Below are 18,235 nucleotides of genomic sequence, written 5' to 3'. Positions count from 1 at the left end.
CCAGGCTAGACCAGGGGGGCGCGGCATCCGTTCCGGGCCCATTGAGGCCAGTGTCCCGAAGGGACCCCTTGAGGGGTGGTGGTCGGGAGACGGGCGGGGGGCCGGGGCAGGGTGGCTCAGGCTCAGCTCTCGGGACGCTCCTCCGGAGCCGGCTCGGCCACCGGAAGCGCCGCCTCGGCTGCAGGGTTCGCCTTCGCGGTGATCGCCGGCGCCGCGCCGTTCGTCCCGTTCGTCAGCGACAGCTCCTTGGGGGAGAGCACCGGCGGGCGGGTGGACGGAGTGCGCCTGGAGGAGCCGGTCCACGCGGGGCGGGCCGGGCGCTTGACGATGGGAGCGAAGATCTCGGCGATCTGCTCCTTACTCAGCGTCTCCTTCTCCAGCAGCTGGAGAACCAGCTGGTCGAGGACGTCGCGGTTCTCGACCAGGATCTCCCAGGCCTCGTTGTGCGCGGTCTCGATGAGCTTCTTGACCTCTTCGTCGACGAGCGCGGCGACCTCTTCCGAGTAGTCGCGCTGGTGAGCCATCTCACGTCCGAGGAAGGGCTCGCTGTTGTCACCGCCGAACTTGATCGCGCCGAGACGCTCGGTCATGCCGTACTGCGTGACCATCGCTCGCGCGGTGGCCGTGGCCTTCTCGATGTCGTTCGCCGCGCCCGTGGTCGGGTCGTGGAAGACGAGCTCCTCGGCCGCGCGACCGCCCAGCATGTACGCGAGCTGGTCGAGCATCTCGTTGCGCGTGGTCGAGTACTTGTCCTCGTCCGGGAGCACCATCGTGTAGCCGAGCGCACGGCCTCTGGAGAGGATCGTGATCTTGTGGACCGGATCGGAGTTCGGTGAGGCCGCCGCGACCAGGGCGTGACCGCCCTCGTGGTACGCGGTGATCTTCTTCTCCTTGTCCGACATGATCCGGGTCCGCTTCTGCGGGCCCGCGACCACACGGTCGATCGCCTCGTCCAGCATGTGGTTGTCGATCAGCTTCTGGTTGCTGCGCGCGGTGAGCAGCGCAGCCTCGTTCAGCACGTTCGACAGGTCGGCGCCGGTGAAGCCCGGCGTACGACGCGCCACTGCGGACAGGTCGACGTCCGGCGCGACCGGCTTGCCCTTCTGGTGGACCTTGAGGATCTCCAGACGGCCCTGCATGTCCGGGCGGTCGACCGCGATCTGGCGGTCGAAGCGGCCGGGGCGCAGGAGAGCCGGGTCGAGGATGTCGGGCCGGTTCGTGGCGGCGATGAGAATCACACCGCCCTTCACATCGAAGCCGTCCATCTCGACGAGCAGCTGGTTCAGCGTCTGCTCGCGCTCGTCGTGACCGCCGCCGAGACCGGCACCGCGGTGACGGCCCACCGCGTCGATCTCGTCGACGAAGACGATCGCCGGAGCGTTCGCCTTGGCCTGCTCGAACAGGTCACGGACCCGGGAGGCACCGACACCGACGAACATCTCGACGAAGTCGGAACCGGAGATCGAGTAGAAGGGGACGCCGGCCTCGCCCGCGACAGCGCGCGCGAGCAGCGTCTTACCCGTACCGGGAGGCCCGTACAGCAGTACGCCCTTGGGGATCTTCGCCCCGACGGCCTGGAACTTGGCCGGCTCCTGGAGGAACTCCTTGATCTCGTGGAGCTCCTCAACTGCCTCGTCCGAGCCCGCGACGTCGGAGAACGTCGTCTTCGGGGTGTCCTTGGTGATGAGCTTGGCCTTGGACTTCCCGAAGTTCATGACTCGGGAGCCGCCGCCCTGCATCTGGTTCATCAGGAACAGGAAGACGACCACGATGAGGACGAACGGCAGCAGGGAGAGCAGGATGCCGACGAACGGGTTCTGCTTGGACGGCGAAACCGTGTAGCCGTCCGTGATCTGCTTGTCCTCGTACTTGGTCTGCAGTGTGTTCGCGAGGTTGACGCCCTGGTCGCCGATGTAGCTCGCCTGGATCTTTGAGCTGCCCTCGACCTTTTGGCCGTCCTTGAGCTCGACCTTGATGATCTGTTCGTCGCCGGTGGTGAGCTTGGCCTGCTGGACCTTGTTGTCACTGATCGCCTGGACGACCTGGCCGGTGTCCACCGTCTTGTAGCCGCCGGACGAGCCGACGACCTGCATCAACACGACCACGGCAAGGACGGCCAGCACGATCCACATGACCGGCCCACGGAAGTATCGCTTCACGTCCATCCATACGGAGCGGTGCCGCCCCGTCCCTCCTGCCATAGTGAGTTTGATAAGACTGTTCTTCGGACGGTACCCCAGCATTGTCACCCGAAGCCGCACGGCCCGGCTGACAAACCCGTCTACGCATGCTCCAACGGCGCGGAATCCGCAAGGGTTCCCGGACCGTCCTCCTCTACTACGTGGGGTTCGCCACTGTCTACGAGAGTGCCTCAGCCACCGTAGACATGAGGCGCGAGCGTACCGACGAACGGCAGATTCCGGTACTTCTCGGCGTAGTCGAGGCCGTAGCCCACGACAAACTCGTTCGGGATGTCGAAGCCGGCCCACTCCACGTCGATCGCGACCTTGGCGGCCTCCGGCTTGCGCAGCAGCGTGCACACCTTGAGCGAGGCGGGCTCGCGCGAGCCGAGGTTGGAGATCAGCCAGGACAGCGTCAGACCGGAGTCGATGATGTCCTCGACGATGAGGACGTGCTTGCCCTTGATGTCGGTGTCGAGGTCCTTCAGGATCCGCACGACGCCGGAGGACTGCGTACCCGCGCCGTACGAGGACACGGCCATCCAGTCCATGGTGACGGGGGTGGACAGAGCGCGCGCCAGGTCCGCCATGACCATCACGGCGCCCTTGAGGACTCCGACAAGCAGCAGGTCCTTGCCCGCGTACTCCGCGTCGATCTTCGCGGCCAGCTCGACCAGCTTCGCGTCGATCTCTTCCTTGGTGATGAGCACCGACTTGAGGTCGGTGCCCATGTCTTTCGCGTCCACCCGCATCACTTTCGGTCGTCCCGCATGTATGGCGGCCACTCGGGCCGCCCACGACCCGCGCAAGGGGCCGGCGGAAGGCCCGGATTCAGCCTTGCCGAATCACCAGTCTGCCACCCTGCCGCTGGACGACGACTTTGCCCGGCAGGTTGATGGCTCCCTGACCGCGCCAGCCGGTGATCAGCCGGTCGATCTCTTCGATGTGCCGGGCGAACAGTGAACCGGCGGGCGCCCCGGCCCCGATGGCGGCGCGGCGCAGGATACGGCGGCGCACGGCGGGCGGCAGGGCGTACAGCTTGGCGCACTCCAGGAGGCCGGCGGCGTCCCGCACGGAGGCCTCGGCCTGGCGGGCCCATGCGTCGAGGGCGTCGGCGTCGTCGCGGGACAGCCGTGCCGTACGCGCGAGGGCTTCGACGACGCCCTTGCCGAGGGCCTTCTCCAGGGCGGGCAGGCCCTCGTGGCGCAGGCGTGACCTCGTATAGGCCGGGTCGGAGTTGTGCGGGTCGTCCCAGACGGGGAGCGACTGGACCATGCAGGCCTTGCGGGCGGTGTGCCGGTCGAGCTGCAGGAAGGGGCGGCGGTAGCGGCGGGCGGCCCCCGGCCCTCCGGAGACCGCGGCCATGCCGGACAGGGAGCGGATGCCGGAGCCGCGGGCGAGGCCGAGCAGTACGGTTTCGGCCTGGTCGTCACGGGTGTGCCCGAGCAGGACCGCGGCGGCGCCGTGGCGCTCGGCGGCGGCGTCCAGGGCGGCGTACCGCGCGTCCCGGGCGGCGGCCTCGGGTCCGCCGTTACGGCCTACGGAGACGCCGATGGACTCGGCCGGGTCCAGGCCGAGTTCGGTGAGTCGTACGACGACTTCTGCCGCGCGCAGGTCGGAGCCGGGCTGCAGACCGTGGTCAACGGTGATGCCACCGGCGCGGATGCCGAGCTTGGGGGCTTCGAAGGCGAGGGCGGAGGCGAGCGCCATGGAGTCGGCGCCGCCGGAGCATGCCACGAGCACGAGCGGCGGGGGCGACTGCTCGTGCGCGGTGTCGGAGTGCTCAGTGCCGGGGTGGGCGGGCGTGTGGTCGGCGAGGGCGTCGTGGAGGATGTCGTGGAGGACGCGGCGGACCGCCAGGCGTATCGCCGCGACCGCTGGATGGGGACCCATGTCCGGTTCCCTTCATGAAATTGTCGGGGGTGAGCCCGATATTCGGTCACGCAGAGTGCCTAGATGGTGACAGAAATGGGCCGTTCCCCGAGCATTGCACGCCTACCCATGCCCCACGGTCCCTCGGACGGGTGATAGCGGGGGCGCTCACCTGTCCTCGGCCGGATTCAGTTCACGACTCTGCCTTGCGGTGCACCCGCGCAACCCAGTCCGCCGGTTTGGAGATCTCCGACTTGGTGGGGAGCGTGTTCGGTGAGGTCCACACGCGGTTGAACCCCTCGATGCCGACCTGGTCCACGACCGCCCGTACGAAACGCTCCCCGTCCCGGTACTGGCGCAGCTTGGCGTCCAGGCCGAGCAGCTTGCGCAGCGCCAGGTCGAGGCGGGAGGCCCCGCGCTGGCGGCGCTGCTGGAACTTCTCGCGGATCTCGGCGACGGACGGGACCACGGCGGGGCCCACGCCGTCCATCACGAAGTCCGCGTGGCCCTCCAGGAGGGACATCACGGCGGTCAGCCGGCCGAGGATCTCGCGCTGGGCGGGCGTCTGGACGATCTCGACGATGGACCGTCCCCCGTCGTCGCCCTCCTCGCCCTCGGGACGGCTGCCGGCGAGCGTCTGCGCGGCCTCCCGGATGCGCTCGAGGACCGTCATGGGGTCGACCTCGGTCTCCTCCAAGAAAGACTGGATTTCGCCCTCGAGGTGGTCACGCAGCCAGGGCACGGCCGTGAACTGCGTCCGGTGGGTCTCCTCGTGCAGGCAGACCCAGAGCCTGAAGTCGTGGGGCTGTACGTCGAGTTCGCGCTCGACGTGCACGATGTTCGGGGCGACGAGGAGCAGCCTGCCGCCGCCGTTCTCGCCCGCCGGGAGTTCGCGGGTCGCCGGGGCGAAGGTCTCGTACTGGCCCAGCACCCTGGAGGCCAGGAACGAAAGGAGCATGCCCAGCTCGACGCCTGTGACCTTGCCGCCGACGGCGCCGAGGACGGCTCCGCCGGGGGTGTTCCCGCGACGTTCCTGCATCTTGTCGAGCAGCGGTTTGAGGATCTCCCTGAACCCGGCGACGTTCGCCCGGACCCAGCCCGGGCGGTCGACGACGAGGATGGGGGTGTCACGCAGGTCCTCGCTGCCCATCTGCGTGTACTCGCGGACATGCTGCTCCGACGCCTTCGCATGTCGGCGCAGCTCCGCGACGACGGCCCTGGCCTCGTCGCGACTCACCTCTGGGCCCGGCCTTACGAGCCGGGTCGCGGTCGCCACCGCGAGATTCCAGTCGACCATCTCGGCACCACCGATGCGCGTCATGCCCTCAACCGTACGTGAGCGCTGCCGCTGGGTGCAGGGTGTGGGGTTCGAGGAGGTTCTAGTTCGTTTGTTGGCTGCGGGTCCGTTGTGGCTGGGCGCGCCCACGCGGCGCAGCCGCATATGTCACAGCACCGCGCCCCTTGGGGGGCTTGGCCCTGACGGGCCTTGCGCCCCCTCAGGGCCGCAGCCCCGTCAGTGCCACAGCCGTCCCCTCAGGAGCCGCAGCCGCAGCTCGCCAGCGCCGAAGCCGCGCCATCCAGTGCTTTCTGTGTTGCCGCTGGATCCGTGGGGCTGTCCGAAGACGTCAGGAAAGCGAAGGCCAGTAGGCGGCCTTCGGTGTTCACCACCGTGCCTGCCAGGGTGTGTACGCCCGTCAGCGTGCCCGTCTTTGCTCGTACGACTCCTGTGCCGGGCTGGCCCGAGTAGCGGTTGCGGAGGGTTCCGGTGAAGCCTGCTACTGGGAGGCCGGTCAGGGCGGGGCGGAGTTCGGGGTGGTCGGGGGCGCCTGCCTTGGCCAGCAGGGCGGTGAGCAGGTCCGCGGTCAGGCGGTCGGCTCGGTCCAAGCCGCTGCCGTCCGCGAACTTGACCCCTTCCAGGGGCAGTTCGAGCTTCTTCAGCTGCGTACGGATCGCCGTGGAGCCGCCTTCGAAACTGGCCTGTTCGCCGGAGGCGAGTGCGGTCTGGCGGGCCAGGGCCTCGGCGATGTCGTTGTCGCTGTTGGTCAGCATCCGCTCGACCAGCGCGGACAGGGGCGGGGACTCGACCTTTGCGAGAGGCTCCGCGCGGCCCGTCGACTTGGAGGGGCCGGGGGACTTGGTCTTGATGCCGCGGTCGTTCAGGAGGGCCGCGAACTGCCGGGCCGCGTCCGCCGCCGGGTCCGTGCTGCGGTCCGCTGGGCCGGAGGACGAGTCGTTGAGGCGGCCCTCGTCGGTCATCAGGGCGGTGACCGGCGCGATGTTGGGGTTGGGACCGATGGGGTGCAGCGCAGGGCCGTCGTACAGCGTGGTGTCGTACGAGAGCGTCACCGCGTCCAGCTTGCGGGCCTTGAGGGCGCGGGCGGTCTCGTCGGCGAGCGTACGCAGGCTGGCGTTGCCGTTCGCCTTCTCGCGGGCGGTCAGCGTGGGGTCGCCGCCGCCGACGAGGACGAGCTCCCTGGTGCCGGGTTCGAGAGCCGTGCGGGTCGCGATGCGGTGGTCGGCGCCCGCCGCGGAGAGCGCCGCGACAGCGGTGGCGATCTTCGTGGTGGAGGCGGGCGTCAGCGCCTCGTCCGCGGCCCTGCCGTACAGCCGCTTGCCGGTGGCCACGTCGACGACCGCGGCCGTAGGTTCGGAACCCAGCGAGGGGTCGTCGAGCAGTGGGCCGAGGACATCGGAGAGGGCCTTCTCGGAGGGCGAGGAAACGGAGCCGGTCGTGCGCCCGAGTCCGGCGAGTACGGAGGGGGCGCTGGGTGCGGGACGCGGCGCCTTCTCAGAGGTACCGGATCCGGGGCCGGACCCAGGGCCGTGATCTGCGCCACCTGCGCCCTCCTGCGATGCCGCCAAGTCGCGCTCGGCCGTACGCTGACCGCTGGAGTCCCAAGGGCCGGCCGCGGTCACCACGGTGGCCGCCAGTGCGAGGCCGAGGAGGGCGGCACCCGCCGTGAACTGCACGGTGGTCAGCCGCACGATCCGCATCCGCATGGCCCCCAAGGACCGTACGAGCCACGGCCTGACGGCTTCCACGGCCCGTACGAGCCCCGGCCGCACGGCTCGCGCGAACCGCTCCACATGCGGTCGCGCGGCCTGCCAAGCCTTCAGCTCCGGCACGACCACCAGCCCCTTTCGCGATCACACACCTGCGTGAGGGACACTTAACCACCAGACGTATGTGTTGATCATGGAGGAGCCACCGGTGGAGTTCGACGTCACGATCGAGATTCCGAAGGGTTCGCGGAACAAGTATGAGGTGGACCACGAGACCGGTCGGATCCGCCTGGACCGTCGACTCTTCACCTCGACCAGCTACCCGGCCGACTACGGCTTCGTCGAGAACACGCTCGGCGAGGACGGCGACCCGCTGGACGCCCTCGTCATCCTGGACGAGCCGACCTTCCCCGGCTGCCTCATCCAGTGCCGCACGATCGGCATGTTCCGTATGACGGACGAGGCCGGCGGCGACGACAAGCTGCTGTGCGTCCCGGCGCACGACCCGCGCGTGGAGCACCTTCGGGACATCCACCATGTGTCGGAGTTCGACCGTCTGGAGATCCAGCACTTCTTCGAGGTCTACAAGGACCTGGAGCCCGGCAAGTCCGTCGAGGGCGCCAACTGGGTGGGCCGCACGGACGCCGAGGCCGAGATCGAGCGCTCCTACAAGCGCTTCAAGGAGCAGGGCGGCCACTGAGGCATGTGATCAACCGGCGGGCCGCGTGACCCAATGGGTGACGCGGCCCGTTCGTGTGTTCTTGCGCTGAGGCGTACATCAGAGATACGGCGTACGGGGGGACACGTACGAACACGGACGCATCAGAAACGAACGTATTGAGAAGTGGGGCGGGAACTGGTGGCCGAGCCGGACCGGGAGGACCGTAAGCCGCAGTCGGACGAGGCGAGGAGTGCGTTCGCGCCGCCGAGCGGGGTGGCAGCGGCGTTCGAGGACGAGTCGCACACGACGTCGGAGTTCGCGATCCCTGAAGGGCTCGCGCCGCCCGGGCCGCCGTCCACCGAGCCGGAGGGCTCGGCGTTCAACGCCCCGCATACGTACCGGGCCCCGGCCTTCACCCCGCCGACCGGCATCCCCGTGGTCAAGCTGACCAGGGAGGTGCCCTGGCAGGACCGGATGCGCACGATGCTGCGTATGCCGGTGGCCGAACGGCCCGTCGCCGAGCAAGTCCAGCGCACGGAGGAGGACGGCGGCCCGGCAGTCCCGCGGGTCCTCGACCTGACGCTGCGAATCGGCGAACTGCTGCTCGCGGGCGGCGAGGGCGCCGAGGACGTGGAGGCGGCGATGCTCGCCGTCTGCCGTTCGTACGGCCTGGACCGCTGCGAGCCGAACGTCACCTTCACGTTGCTGTCCATGTCGTACCAGCCGTCCCTGGTGGACGACCCGATCACGGCCTCCCGGACGGTACGCCGCCGGGCCACCGACTACACGCGGCTCGCGGCCGTGTACCGGCTCGTCGACGACATCAGCGACGACGAGACCGAGGTCTCCCTGGAGGAGGCCTACCGGCGGCTCGCGGAGATACGACGCAACCGGCACCCGTATCCCGGCTGGGTACTGACCGGAGCCGCCGGGCTCCTCGCGGGCGCTGCCTCCGTGCTCGTCGGCGGTGACGCCATCGTGTTCGTCGCCGCCGCGCTCGGCGCGATGCTCGGCGACCGGCTGGCGTGGCTGTGCGCAGGGCGCGGGCTGCCCGAGTTCTACCAGTTCACGGTGGCCGCGATGCCTCCGGCCGCGATCGGCATCGCGCTCACGCTGGCGAATGTCGACGTGGCGTCGTCCGCGGTGGTCACCGGTGGGCTCTTCGCGCTGCTGCCCGGGCGAGCGCTGGTCGCGGGCGTCCAGGACGGGCTGACCGGCTTCTACATCACCGCCGCCGCACGCCTGCTGGAGGTCATGTACTTCTACGTGGGCATCGTCACCGGGGTTCTGCTGGCGCTGTACTTCGGAGTGAAGCTGGGCGCGGAGCTGGATCCGGATATCGCCGTGAGCAGCTCCCAGGAGCCCGTGTGGGGGATCGTGGCGTCGATGCTGCTGGCGCTGGCCTTCGCCGTACTGCTCCAGCAGGAACGATCCACCGTGCTGATGGTGACCCTCAACGGCGGCGTGGCCTGGTCGGTGTACGGCGCGATGCACTACCCGGGCGGGCTCTCGCCGGTCGCCTCGACGGCTGTCGCGGCGGGCGTGGTGGGCCTGTTCGGACAGCTGCTGTCCCGCTTCCGGTTCGCTTCCGCCCTGCCGTTCACAACGGCGGCGATCGGGCCGTTGCTGCCCGGTTCGGCGACGTACTTCGGGCTGCTGTCCATCGCCCAGAACGACGTGGACGCCGGCCTTGTCAACCTGTCCAAGGCCGCCGCCCTCGCGATGGCCATCGCGATCGGCGTGAACCTCGGCTCGGAGATCTCCCGGCTGTTCATGCGGCTGCCGGGGGTTTCGACTGAGGGGCGGCGCGCGGCCAAGAGGACACGCGGTTTCTGAGTACGTGCCTCGTGGCGCGGCTCAGTTCTGCGGGTGGTCCGGGCGGCCCTGGCCGTACGGGTAGCCCTGGCCCTGCGGGTACTGCTGGCCCTGGGGGTACTGCTGCCCCTGCGGGTACTGGGCGGCGTAGGGCGGCTGGCCCTGCTGCGGGCCGTAGCCCTGATCCGGGTCGTACGGAGGCTGCTGTTGCGGCTGCTGCTGCGGGTAGCCGTATCCCTGGTCCTGGCCTTGGTGGCCGTATCCCTGGTCCTGGCGGCCCTGGTGACCATGCCCCTGGTGGCCGTATCCCTGGTCCTGGCGGCCCTGGTGACCGTATCCCTGGTCCTGACCCTGGTGGCCGTATGCGCCCTGGTCCTGGCCCTGGTGACCGTACGTCTGGTCCTGGTGGGCCGGTGGCACGCGGCGCAGTTGGGTCGTCGCGTCGTCCATGGCGGGCGGCGTCTCCGGAGCCTGGGGCGGGTTCTTCTTCGACTTTCCGCGTGCCTTCAGGATCTCGATGATGATCGGCAGCACGGAGAGGAGGACGATCAGGATGAGGATCGCCTCGATGTTCTTCTTCACGAAGTCGATCTGGCCCAGCCAGGAGCCGAGCAGCGTGACGCCCGCGCCCCAGAGGATGCCGCCGAGGACGTTGAACGTGAGGAACGAGCGGTACCGCATGCCGCTGACGCCCGCGATGATCGGCGTGAACGTCCTTACGATGGGCACGAAGCGGGCCAGCACCAGGGACTTGGGCCCGTACTTCTCGAAGAAGTCGTGGGCCTTGACCACGTTCTCCTGTTTGAAGAGGCGTGAGTCCGGGCGCTTGAACAGCGCGGGCCCCACCTTCTTGCCGAACATATAGCCCGCCTGGTCGCCGAGGATCGCGGCGACACAGATCAGGATGACGGCCGCCCACAGCGGGAAGTCCAGCTGGTCCGAGGCGATCAGCAGCCCTGCCGTGAACAGCAGCGAGTCACCCGGCAGGAAGAAGCCGATGAGCAGGCCCGACTCGGCGAAGACGATGAGCAGAAGTCCCCAGATGCCGAACGTGTCGAGCAGATAGTCCGGATCCAACCAGCTTGGTCCAAGGGCAAGCGTCACGGTTCCGGGCTCCTGAGGGTGAAGTGAGGCGCAGACGATGCTCTTGTGCTTCGGATCTGCTTCGGATGACCAAAGCTATCAACGCCGAATGGCGCCTCCAGGTTCCATGACCCCCTTACGTACCCCCTGTGCACCGATGGGGACCCCACCCTGTGAGTAACTCACCACTCCAGCCGCTATGCCACCTTTACCCGGTTATGACCCCTCCGTGGCCCATCATGGAAGCCCGACCCGACCGACCGGAGGCACGATGCCGCTCCACACCGGCCCCGAGAAGCCCGACGAGCGCCCCCGGGCCGTCAATCCCTTCTACGGCGAGGCCAATCCGGTCGGCGGCATGACCGAGGCCCCGCCCCAGCACCGACTGCCGGACGGGCCACTGCCACCGGCCACGGCCTATCAGCTCGTCCACGACGAGCTGATGCTGGACGGGAACTCTCGCCTCAACCTCGCCACCTTCGTCACCACCTGGATGGAACCGCAGGCCGACGTCCTGATGGCGGAGTGCCGGGACAAGAACATGATCGACAAGGACGAGTATCCGCGAACGGCAGAGCTGGAGCGGCGGTGCGTGGCGATGCTCGCCGACCTGTGGAACGCGCCGGATCCGTCCGCCGCCGTGGGCTGTTCGACGACCGGGTCGAGCGAGGCATGCATGCTCGCGGGCATGGCGCTCAAGCGCCGCTGGGCCAAGCGGAACGCCGACCGGTATCCCGGAGCTCGCCCGAACCTTGTCATGGGCATCAACGTCCAGGTCTGCTGGGAGAAGTTCTGCACCTTCTGGGAGGTGGAGGCGCGCCAAGTGCCCATGGAGGGCGACCGGTTCCACCTCGACCCGCAGGCGGCTGCGGAGCTGTGCGACGAGAACACCATCGGCGTCGTCGGCATCCTGGGGTCCACCTTCGACGGGTCGTACGAGCCGATCGCCGAACTCTGCGCCGTCCTGGACGAGTTTCAGGAGCGCACAGGGCTCGACATCCCGGTCCACGTCGACGGCGCATCCGGAGCGATGGTCGCTCCCTTCCTCGACGAGGACTTGCTCTGGGACTTCCGGCTGCCGCGCGTGGCCTCCATCAACACCTCGGGCCATAAGTACGGACTCGTGTACCCCGGTGTCGGCTGGGCCCTGTGGCGGTCCGCCGCCGAACTGCCCGAGGAACTGGTCTTCAGGGTGAACTACCTGGGCGGCAACATGCCCACCTTCGCACTCAACTTCTCCCGGCCGGGCGCCCAGGTCGTCGCGCAGTACTACACGTTCCTGCGGCTGGGCCGCGAGGGCTTCCGGGCGGTCCAGCAGGCGACACGGGACGTGGCCGTGGGGCTCGCCGACCGCGTCGAGAAGCTAGGAGACTTCAGACTCCTCACGCGTGGCGATCAGTTGCCGGTATTCGCCTTCACGACAACAACCGACGTGACGGCGTACGACGTCTTCGACGTGTCCCGGAGGATGCGCGAGCGTGGCTGGCTCGTCCCCGCGTACACCTTCCCGGCGAACAGCGAGGACCTCTCCGCGCTACGCATCGTGTGCCGCAACGGCTTCTCGTCCGACCTTGCAGAGCTGTTCGTCGAGGACCTGGGGCGCCTGCTGCCCGAACTGCGCCGCCAGCCGAATCCTCTGACGCACGACAAGGGAGCGGCAACGGGGTTCCACCACTGAGGCGCCCGATATGGCCCCAGAGGCACACACCGAGCAACACGCGCGTGGTCCCACTCCTGAGACTGGATGTTCCCGCCTGCGGTGGGCTGGAACTGGGGCAGGTCAGGGAGCTGCATGATGGGCCCCGTCACACGACGGGGCCCATCCTCCCCTGCCTACCGGCTGAGTCGCCCGAATCTCCGTACCGCCAGCGGGAAGAACACCGCAAGCAGGGCCAGCGGCCAGACGATCGCTGCCCAGACGTGGCCGGGCTCACCGCCGGGGCTGCCGAACAGGTCGCGTACCGCTGTGGCCGTGTGCGACATCGGGTTCCACTCGACCACCGTTCCCAGCCAGTCCGGCATGGCCTCCGGGACCGCGAACGCGTTGGACAGGAAGCTGACCGGCCAGACCAGGATCTGCACGGCCTGCACCATCTCCGGCTTCCCGGCCACCATCGCCAGCTGGATGCCGATCCACAGCATCGCGAACCGGAAGAGCAGGAGCAGCCCCACGGCCCCCAGGAAGGACCCGAACGTGCCGTGCGCACGCCAGCCGAGTGCATACGCGACGCCGACCATCACGGCCAGGCCCACCGCCGACTGGAACATGTCGGCGGCCGAACGGCCCACCAGCACCGCCCCGTTGGTCATCGGCATCGACCGGAAGCGGTCGATCACCCCCTTGTTGAGGTCCTGGGTGACGGCGATCATCGTGGCCTCCAGGCCGAAGGCCATGGTCAGCGCCAGCATCCCGGGCACGAGGAAATCGATGTAGTCGCCCTTGACGCCCCGTCCGCCGCCGATCAGATAGCCGAACATCACCAGCATCATCACGGGGAACACGAGCCCGACGATCACCTGCACCGGTTGCCGTGCCCAGTGGGCGAACTCGCGACGGGTCATGGTCCAGCAGTCGGTGAGGACGTACGCCCACGCCCCGCCGCGGCTCGTCTCGTACGTCGCCACACGGCTCTCTGCGTGCGTCGTACTCACACGGCCTCCTTCACGCCGTGATCACGGTGGTCGTCCGGGGGGTCGTCTCCGGTGAGGTGCAGGAACACCTCGTCCAGCGTCGGCCGCCGCAGGGCGATGTCCTCCGCCTCGATCCCGGCCTCCTCCAGGGCGCGTACGGCCCCGGCGAGTGCCGCCATGCGGTCGGTGACCGGGGCGCTGAGGAGGCGGCGGTCGGCGTCGACGGAGATCTCGGCCTTCTCGAAGGGCAACAGGGCGACGGCCGCGCCCAGTTGGCCGCCGTCCCGCAGCACCACGTCGATCCGGTCGCCGCCCGTCTTCGCCTTCAGCTCGTCCGCCGTGCCATCCGCGATGCCCCGGCCCCGGTCGACGACCGAGATGCGGTCGGCGAGCTGGTCGGCCTCCTCCAGGTACTGCGTGGTGAGCAGCACGGTCGTGCCGCCACCGACCAGAGAGCGCACCGCCCCCCACACCTCCGCACGGCCTCGCGGGTCGAGCCCTGTCGTCGGTTCGTCCAGGAAGAGCACCTCCGGCTCGGTGATGAGGGAGGCGGCCAGGTCCAGCCGGCGCCGCATGCCGCCGCTGTACTGCTTCACGGCCTTACGGCCCGTGTCCCCCAGGCCGAAGCGCTCCAGGAGCTCGTCGGCCCGCACGCGCGCGTGCCGGGCGCCCAGGTGGTAGAGGCGCCCGAACATCTCCAGGTTCTGCTGTCCGCCGAGTTCCTCGTCGAGCGCGGCGTGCTGGCCGAGCAGGCCGATGCGCCGCCTTATCTGGCCGGCCTCCCGCGCGACGTCGTACCCGGCGACCTCCGCGCGCCCCTCGTCCGGCCGCAGCAGCGTGGTCAGCACGCGCACCGCGGTGGTCTTGCCGGCTCCGTTCGGCCCGAGCAGACCGTGGACGGTACCGCTGAGCACCGCCAGGTCGAGCCCGTCCAGGGCCGCCTTGTCCCCGTATCGCTTCCGCACGCCCTCGACGACGATCGCGTCGGTCATCCGACTCCCTTCGATTCAGTTTAGTCAAACTTGACTAGTAGCCGACTCGTGAAGCGTATGCCCCTCGGGATGATTAGTCAAACTTGATTAATGCGATCGATCCGACTGAGCGCGCACGTCTGACTCAGCGCGCGTCCCCCGGATGCCGCTCCCCCGTCGCGTACGGATTCTCCTGGCCCTCCGTGAGCACCCCCACGAACGCCTCCCCCTCGCCCGCGAACGTGTAGGCCCCGCCCCGGATCCGCTCGATCAGGCCGCGGGTCCACCCGGCGCCCGTGTCGGCCGAGTGGACCCAGAAATTCATGATCTCGCCGATGTGACCGAGCTGTTCGGGGCCGTCCTCGGGCGTGTAGTACTCGGTGACGGCTTTGCGCCACTCCTCTATGGCGAGCACCCGCTCCTCGAGGAGTTCGAGGACCTCCTCACGCTCCAGGTCGACCATGCAGCCGAGCGCGGCCGTGAGCATGTCCGGCCTCTGGTCGTACGCGGTCAGGTACTGGCGGACCAGCGTGAGGTACTCCTCGGTGCCCTTCTCCGTGATCTCGTACTCGGTGCGCGGCGGGCCGCCGGCCGTGGAGGGCGCGATCTCGTGGGCGTGCAGCAGGCCCTGCTTGGCCATCTGCTTGAGCGCGTGATAGATCGAGCCCGGCTTGGCGTTGGACCACTCGTGCGCGCCCCAGTACTCCAGGTCGTTGCGCACCTGGTAACCGTGGGCCCGGCCGTGCTGACGGACGGCACCGAGAACGAGGAGACGGATCGCTGACATGGGGCCAGCGTAGAACCGAGCGGGTCACCCCCAGCTCGTGCCCTGCTCCAGGGCAACCAGCTCGAAGGCCGTCTTCCCGTCCATGGACTCGCGGATGATGTCGGCGTGACCGGCGTGCCGGGCCGTCTCGCGAATCAGGTGCAGTGCGAGCCAGCGCATCGAGACCCGCCCCTCCGGCGGGAACCAGGGCGCCTCGGGCAGCGGGAAGGTGTCGTCGAGGCTGGGCACCGAGCGGATGAACGCCTCCGTCTCGGCCGCGACCTTCTCCCAGTACGCGAGCTGCGACTCGAGCGTCTCATCACCCGCGAGCCGGAAGCACTCGTCCCAGTTCGACTCGTCCCGGTGCACCGCCGGGGCCTCCTGCCTGGCCCGCGCGATCCACCCCTGCTCAACCTCGGCAACATGCTTGACCAGCCCCGCGAGCGACAACTCACTGACAGTGGGCCGCGAAACCGCCTGCTCCTCCGTCAACCCGAGCACCGCCCGCCGGACACCCCCACGCTGCTCATCCAGAAAGGAGAGCAGCGCCCCACGCTCATCGCCCTGCGCTTCTACGGCTACGTGAGCAACCATGACCGGCCGCCTTTCGTCGGTACGTCCTCTGCCTGACACCGACGAAGCTATGGGCCATGTAGGTCAGAACCTGTCCGCGAGAGGCGGCCGAAGGCCTCAGAACGGAAAGAAACTCCGCCCATGCTGCACAGAGATCCACTTCTGCGTCGTGAACGCCTCTACGGTCGCCTCGCCGTTCAGGCGGCCGATGCCCGAGGACTTTTCGCCGCCGAAGGCGACCAGGGGCTCGTCGTGGACCGTGCCGTCGTTCACGTGGAACATGCCTGAGTCGATCTGCTTGGCGAAGGAGACGCCGCGCTCGATGTTGGCCGTGTGGACGGCGCCGCTCAGGCCGTACGGGGTGTCGTTGACGAGGCGTACGGCCTCCTCCTCACCGTCGAACGGGATGAGGAGCGCGACCGGGCCGAAGATCTCCTGCTGGAGGATCGCCGCGCCGGCGGGCAGGTCCGTCAGGACGCTGGGCTCGACGAGGTTGTCGGAGGTGGCGCCGTGCACGAGCGCGGTGGCGCCCTCGGCGATCGCCTGCTCCACGGCGCCCGAAAGGGCGTCCGCCTGCGAGGAGTTGATGACCGGCCCGATGACCGTCTGCGGGTCGCGCGGGTCGCCCGCCTTGAGGGTCTTCACCTTGGCGACGAACTTCTCCGTGAACTCGGCCTCGAGGGAGCGGTCCACGAGCACCCGGTTGGCGGCCATGCAGACCTGGCCCTGGTGTACGTACCGGCTGAAGACGGCCGCGTCGACCGCGTAGTCGACGTCGGCGTCGTCGAGGACCACCAGCGCGCTGTTGCCGCCGAGTTCGAGGATGGCGCGCTTGAACTGCGAGGCACAGACCGTGGCGACGTGGCGGCCCACCTTGTCGGAGCCGGTGAAGGAGATGACCTTGGGGACCGGGTGCTCGATGAAGGCGTCGCCGATCTCCGCTATGTCGGTGATCACGACGTTCAGCAGGCCGGCCGGCAGCCCCGCGTCCTCGAAGATCTTCGCGACCAGGGAGCCACCGCAGATCGGGGTGTTCTGGTGCGGCTTGAGGACCACGGCGTTGCCCAGTGCCAGGGCCGGCGCGACGGACTTGAGCGACAGCAGGAAGGGGAAGTTGAAGGGGCTGATCACACCGACGACGCCGACCGGGACGCGGTAGACGCGGTTCTCCTTGCCGTCGACCGGCGAGGGGATGATCCGGCCCTCGGGACGCAGCGCCACATGGATCGCCTCGCGCAGGAACTCCTTGGCGAGGTGGAGTTCGAAGCCCGCCTTCAGATGCGTACCGCCGAGCTCGGCGATGATCGTCTCGGCGATCTCCTGCTCACGGTCCTCGATGATCCGCAGGGCCTTCTCGAACACCGCACGGCGCGCGTACGCGTTGGTCGCGGCCCACTCCTTCTGGGCGCGAGCGGCGGCCTTGTAGGCCTGATCCACCTCGTCGACCGTGGCTATGGTGATCGACGCCAGCTTCTCACCGTCGTACGGGTTGAAGTCGATGATGTCCCAGGACCCCGTCCCCGGACGCCACTCTCCGTCGATGTACTGCTGAGCCAGGTCCGTGAAGTAGGACGACATGTGACCCTCAATCCCTTACTGCCGGGGCGGATCCCGCCCATGGCAGACACCCGCAGACACCCGATCCGTGTCAAGGTCTGATCATGCGTCATCGTACTTGCGTTCAAAGGGACTTGAAGGGAATTGCAGAACCCTCTGGGAGAACCTGTGAAGACTTTCAGGACAGTTGCAGCAGGCCCCGCAGCACGTCCCGGCTCTCGTTCGGCCCCGGGCTGTCGTCCTGGAGCTGCTGCATCGCCTTCTCGTACTGCGTGACGTCTTCCTGCTTGTCCAGATACAGCGCGCTGGTCAGCTGCTCCAGATAGACCACGTCGGACAGATCGGACTCGGGGAAGGTGAGCACCGTGAAGGCGCCGCTCTCGCCGGCATGCCCGCCGAAGCTGAACGGCATGACCTGAAGCCGTACGTTCGGCCGCTCGGAGATCTCGATCAGATGCTGGAGCTGACCCCTCATCACTTCCCTGTCGCCGTACGGGCGTCGCAGTGCCGCTTCGTCGAGTACGACATGGAAGTCCGGGGCGTTCTCGGACACCAGGTACTTCTGGCGCTCCATGCGCAGCGCCACGCGCTTGTCGATGTCGGAGACGCTGGCGTTCTTCATGCCGCGCTCGACGACCGCGTGCGCGTACGCCTCGGTCTGCAACAGGCCGTGCACGAACTGCACTTCGTACGACCGGATCAGGGACGCGGCGCCCTCCAGGCCGACATAGGTCGGGAACCAGGTGGGCAGCACGTCCGAGTAACTGTGCCACCAGCCCGCGACGTTGGCCTCCTTGGCGAGGGAGAGCAGTGAGTTGCGCTCCGTCTCGTCGGTGATGCCGTACAGCGTCAACAGATCCTCGACGTCACGCGTTTTGAAGCTCACCCTCCCCAACTCCATACGGCTGATCTTCGACTCGGAGGCGCGGATCGAGTACCCGGCCGCTTCCCGGGTGATCCCCCGCGACTCGCGCAGCCGCCTGAGTTGCGAGCCGAGCAGCATGCGACGTACCACCGATCCCGACTCTTGCGCGCTCACGTTCGCCAGCCTCCCCAACTGTCTTCAGGGGCCGCAGTCTGCCACTAAAACACTCCACGGTGTACTCGTTCGGTTACACAAACG

General features: G+C 68.5%; 15 protein-coding genes. 3 read left to right on the top strand and 12 right to left on the bottom strand.

Annotated features, from left to right (window positions below; all coding sequences use genetic code 11):
• Window positions 1-122: 122 nt before the first annotated feature.
• The 5 genes from ftsH to dacB all read right to left on the bottom strand — a co-directional run bounded on the left by ftsH (window position 123) and on the right by dacB (window position 7,184).
• On the bottom strand, window positions 123-2,165 hold the full coding sequence (gene ftsH / locus ACGFNK_RS29855; RefSeq protein ID WP_386347675.1) for an ATP-dependent zinc metalloprotease FtsH: 2,043 nt from the start codon (window positions 2,163-2,165) through the stop codon (window positions 123-125).
• A 206-nt stretch (window positions 2,166-2,371) separates the two neighbouring features.
• Window positions 2,372-2,932, bottom strand: a complete 561-nt coding sequence (hpt, locus tag ACGFNK_RS29850) for a hypoxanthine phosphoribosyltransferase (RefSeq protein ID WP_344387954.1) — start codon at window positions 2,930-2,932, stop codon at window positions 2,372-2,374.
• A 79-nt stretch (window positions 2,933-3,011) separates the two neighbouring features.
• Window positions 3,012-4,073 (bottom strand): tRNA lysidine(34) synthetase TilS, encoded by a 1,062-nt coding sequence (gene tilS, locus ACGFNK_RS29845; protein ID WP_393420821.1) that lies wholly within the window; start codon window positions 4,071-4,073, stop codon window positions 3,012-3,014.
• A gap of 172 nt (window positions 4,074-4,245) precedes the next feature.
• Window positions 4,246-5,373 carry a zinc-dependent metalloprotease gene (locus ACGFNK_RS29840; RefSeq protein WP_393420819.1) on the bottom strand — a complete coding sequence of 376 codons (1,128 nt, stop codon included), beginning with the start codon at window positions 5,371-5,373 and terminating at the stop codon, window positions 4,246-4,248.
• A gap of 212 nt (window positions 5,374-5,585) precedes the next feature.
• Window positions 5,586-7,184 carry a D-alanyl-D-alanine carboxypeptidase/D-alanyl-D-alanine-endopeptidase gene (dacB, locus tag ACGFNK_RS29835; protein ID WP_393420817.1) on the bottom strand — a complete coding sequence of 533 codons (1,599 nt, stop codon included), beginning with the start codon at window positions 7,182-7,184 and terminating at the stop codon, window positions 5,586-5,588.
• A gap of 79 nt (window positions 7,185-7,263) precedes the next feature.
• Between dacB and ACGFNK_RS29830 the strand changes: the two genes are divergently transcribed.
• Together ACGFNK_RS29830 and ACGFNK_RS29825 are read left to right on the top strand one after the other, a co-directional pair.
• A complete protein-coding gene (locus ACGFNK_RS29830; protein WP_095751114.1) occupies window positions 7,264-7,755 on the top strand; it encodes an inorganic diphosphatase in 492 nt (163 codons plus the stop codon).
• A 144-nt stretch (window positions 7,756-7,899) separates the two neighbouring features.
• On the top strand, window positions 7,900-9,552 hold the full coding sequence (locus tag ACGFNK_RS29825) for a threonine/serine exporter ThrE family protein (RefSeq protein ID WP_393420815.1): 1,653 nt from the start codon (window positions 7,900-7,902) through the stop codon (window positions 9,550-9,552).
• A 21-nt stretch (window positions 9,553-9,573) separates the two neighbouring features.
• Here the strand turns inward: ACGFNK_RS29825 and ACGFNK_RS29820 are convergent, their stop codons facing one another.
• Window positions 9,574-10,635, bottom strand: a complete 1,062-nt coding sequence (locus tag ACGFNK_RS29820) for a VTT domain-containing protein (protein WP_393420813.1) — start codon at window positions 10,633-10,635, stop codon at window positions 9,574-9,576.
• 250 nt (window positions 10,636-10,885) lie between these two features.
• On the opposite strand from ACGFNK_RS29820, the gene ACGFNK_RS29815 reads away from it, so the two are divergent.
• Window positions 10,886-12,292, top strand: a complete 1,407-nt coding sequence (locus tag ACGFNK_RS29815; protein WP_393420811.1) for a glutamate decarboxylase — start codon at window positions 10,886-10,888, stop codon at window positions 12,290-12,292.
• A gap of 155 nt (window positions 12,293-12,447) precedes the next feature.
• On the opposite strand, the gene ACGFNK_RS29810 is transcribed toward ACGFNK_RS29815, so the two are convergent.
• The 6 genes from ACGFNK_RS29810 to ACGFNK_RS29785 form a co-directional block, all read right to left on the bottom strand.
• Window positions 12,448-13,176: an ABC transporter permease gene (locus ACGFNK_RS29810; RefSeq protein ID WP_393420876.1), complete on the bottom strand. Its 729-nt coding sequence runs from the start codon at window positions 13,174-13,176 to the stop codon at window positions 12,448-12,450.
• An 86-nt stretch (window positions 13,177-13,262) separates the two neighbouring features.
• Window positions 13,263-14,237 carry an ATP-binding cassette domain-containing protein gene (locus ACGFNK_RS29805; RefSeq protein WP_393420809.1) on the bottom strand — a complete coding sequence of 325 codons (975 nt, stop codon included), beginning with the start codon at window positions 14,235-14,237 and terminating at the stop codon, window positions 13,263-13,265.
• Between the two features lie 124 nt (window positions 14,238-14,361).
• Window positions 14,362-15,003 carry a PadR family transcriptional regulator gene (locus tag ACGFNK_RS29800; RefSeq protein ID WP_393420807.1) on the bottom strand — a complete coding sequence of 214 codons (642 nt, stop codon included), beginning with the start codon at window positions 15,001-15,003 and terminating at the stop codon, window positions 14,362-14,364.
• Between the two features lie 24 nt (window positions 15,004-15,027).
• Window positions 15,028-15,576 (bottom strand): DinB family protein, encoded by a 549-nt coding sequence (locus tag ACGFNK_RS29795; RefSeq protein ID WP_393420805.1) that lies wholly within the window; start codon window positions 15,574-15,576, stop codon window positions 15,028-15,030.
• Between the two features lie 96 nt (window positions 15,577-15,672).
• Window positions 15,673-17,133, bottom strand: a complete 1,461-nt coding sequence (locus tag ACGFNK_RS29790) for an aldehyde dehydrogenase family protein (protein ID WP_393420803.1) — start codon at window positions 17,131-17,133, stop codon at window positions 15,673-15,675.
• Between the two features lie 157 nt (window positions 17,134-17,290).
• Window positions 17,291-18,115, bottom strand: a complete 825-nt coding sequence (locus ACGFNK_RS29785) for a helix-turn-helix transcriptional regulator (RefSeq protein ID WP_344388029.1) — start codon at window positions 18,113-18,115, stop codon at window positions 17,291-17,293.
• Between the last annotated feature and the right edge of the window lie 120 nt (window positions 18,116-18,235).

It is taken from the genome of Streptomyces sp. NPDC048825 (assembly GCF_043198355.1).
GTDB lineage: Bacteria > Actinomycetota > Actinomycetes > Streptomycetales > Streptomycetaceae > Streptomyces > Streptomyces xiangluensis.
Note: the sequence above shows the minus strand (reverse complement) of the source record. Positions and strands in the feature narration are given on the sequence as shown.

Excerpts from the sequence above, each read along its gene's own strand:
- ftsH (WP_386347675.1), bottom strand. The coding sequence starts at position 2,165 with ATGGACGTGAAGCGATACTTCCGTGGGCCGGTCATGTGGATCGTGCTG.
- hpt (WP_344387954.1), bottom strand. The coding sequence starts at position 2,932 with ATGCGGGTGGACGCGAAAGACATGGGCACCGACCTCAAGTCGGTGCTC.
- tilS (WP_393420821.1), bottom strand. The coding sequence starts at position 4,073 with ATGGGTCCCCATCCAGCGGTCGCGGCGATACGCCTGGCGGTCCGCCGC.
- ACGFNK_RS29840 (WP_393420819.1), bottom strand. The coding sequence starts at position 5,373 with ATGACGCGCATCGGTGGTGCCGAGATGGTCGACTGGAATCTCGCGGTG.
- ACGFNK_RS29815 (WP_393420811.1), top strand. The coding sequence starts at position 10,886 with ATGCCGCTCCACACCGGCCCCGAGAAGCCCGACGAGCGCCCCCGGGCC.
- ACGFNK_RS29810 (WP_393420876.1), bottom strand. The coding sequence starts at position 13,176 with ATGACCCGTCGCGAGTTCGCCCACTGGGCACGGCAACCGGTGCAGGTG.
- ACGFNK_RS29805 (WP_393420809.1), bottom strand. The coding sequence starts at position 14,237 with ATGACCGACGCGATCGTCGTCGAGGGCGTGCGGAAGCGATACGGGGAC.
- ACGFNK_RS29800 (WP_393420807.1), bottom strand. The coding sequence starts at position 15,003 with ATGTCAGCGATCCGTCTCCTCGTTCTCGGTGCCGTCCGTCAGCACGGC.
- ACGFNK_RS29795 (WP_393420805.1), bottom strand. The coding sequence starts at position 15,576 with ATGGTTGCTCACGTAGCCGTAGAAGCGCAGGGCGATGAGCGTGGGGCG.
- ACGFNK_RS29790 (WP_393420803.1), bottom strand. The coding sequence starts at position 17,133 with ATGTCGTCCTACTTCACGGACCTGGCTCAGCAGTACATCGACGGAGAG.
- ACGFNK_RS29785 (WP_344388029.1), bottom strand. The coding sequence starts at position 18,115 with ATGCTGCTCGGCTCGCAACTCAGGCGGCTGCGCGAGTCGCGGGGGATC.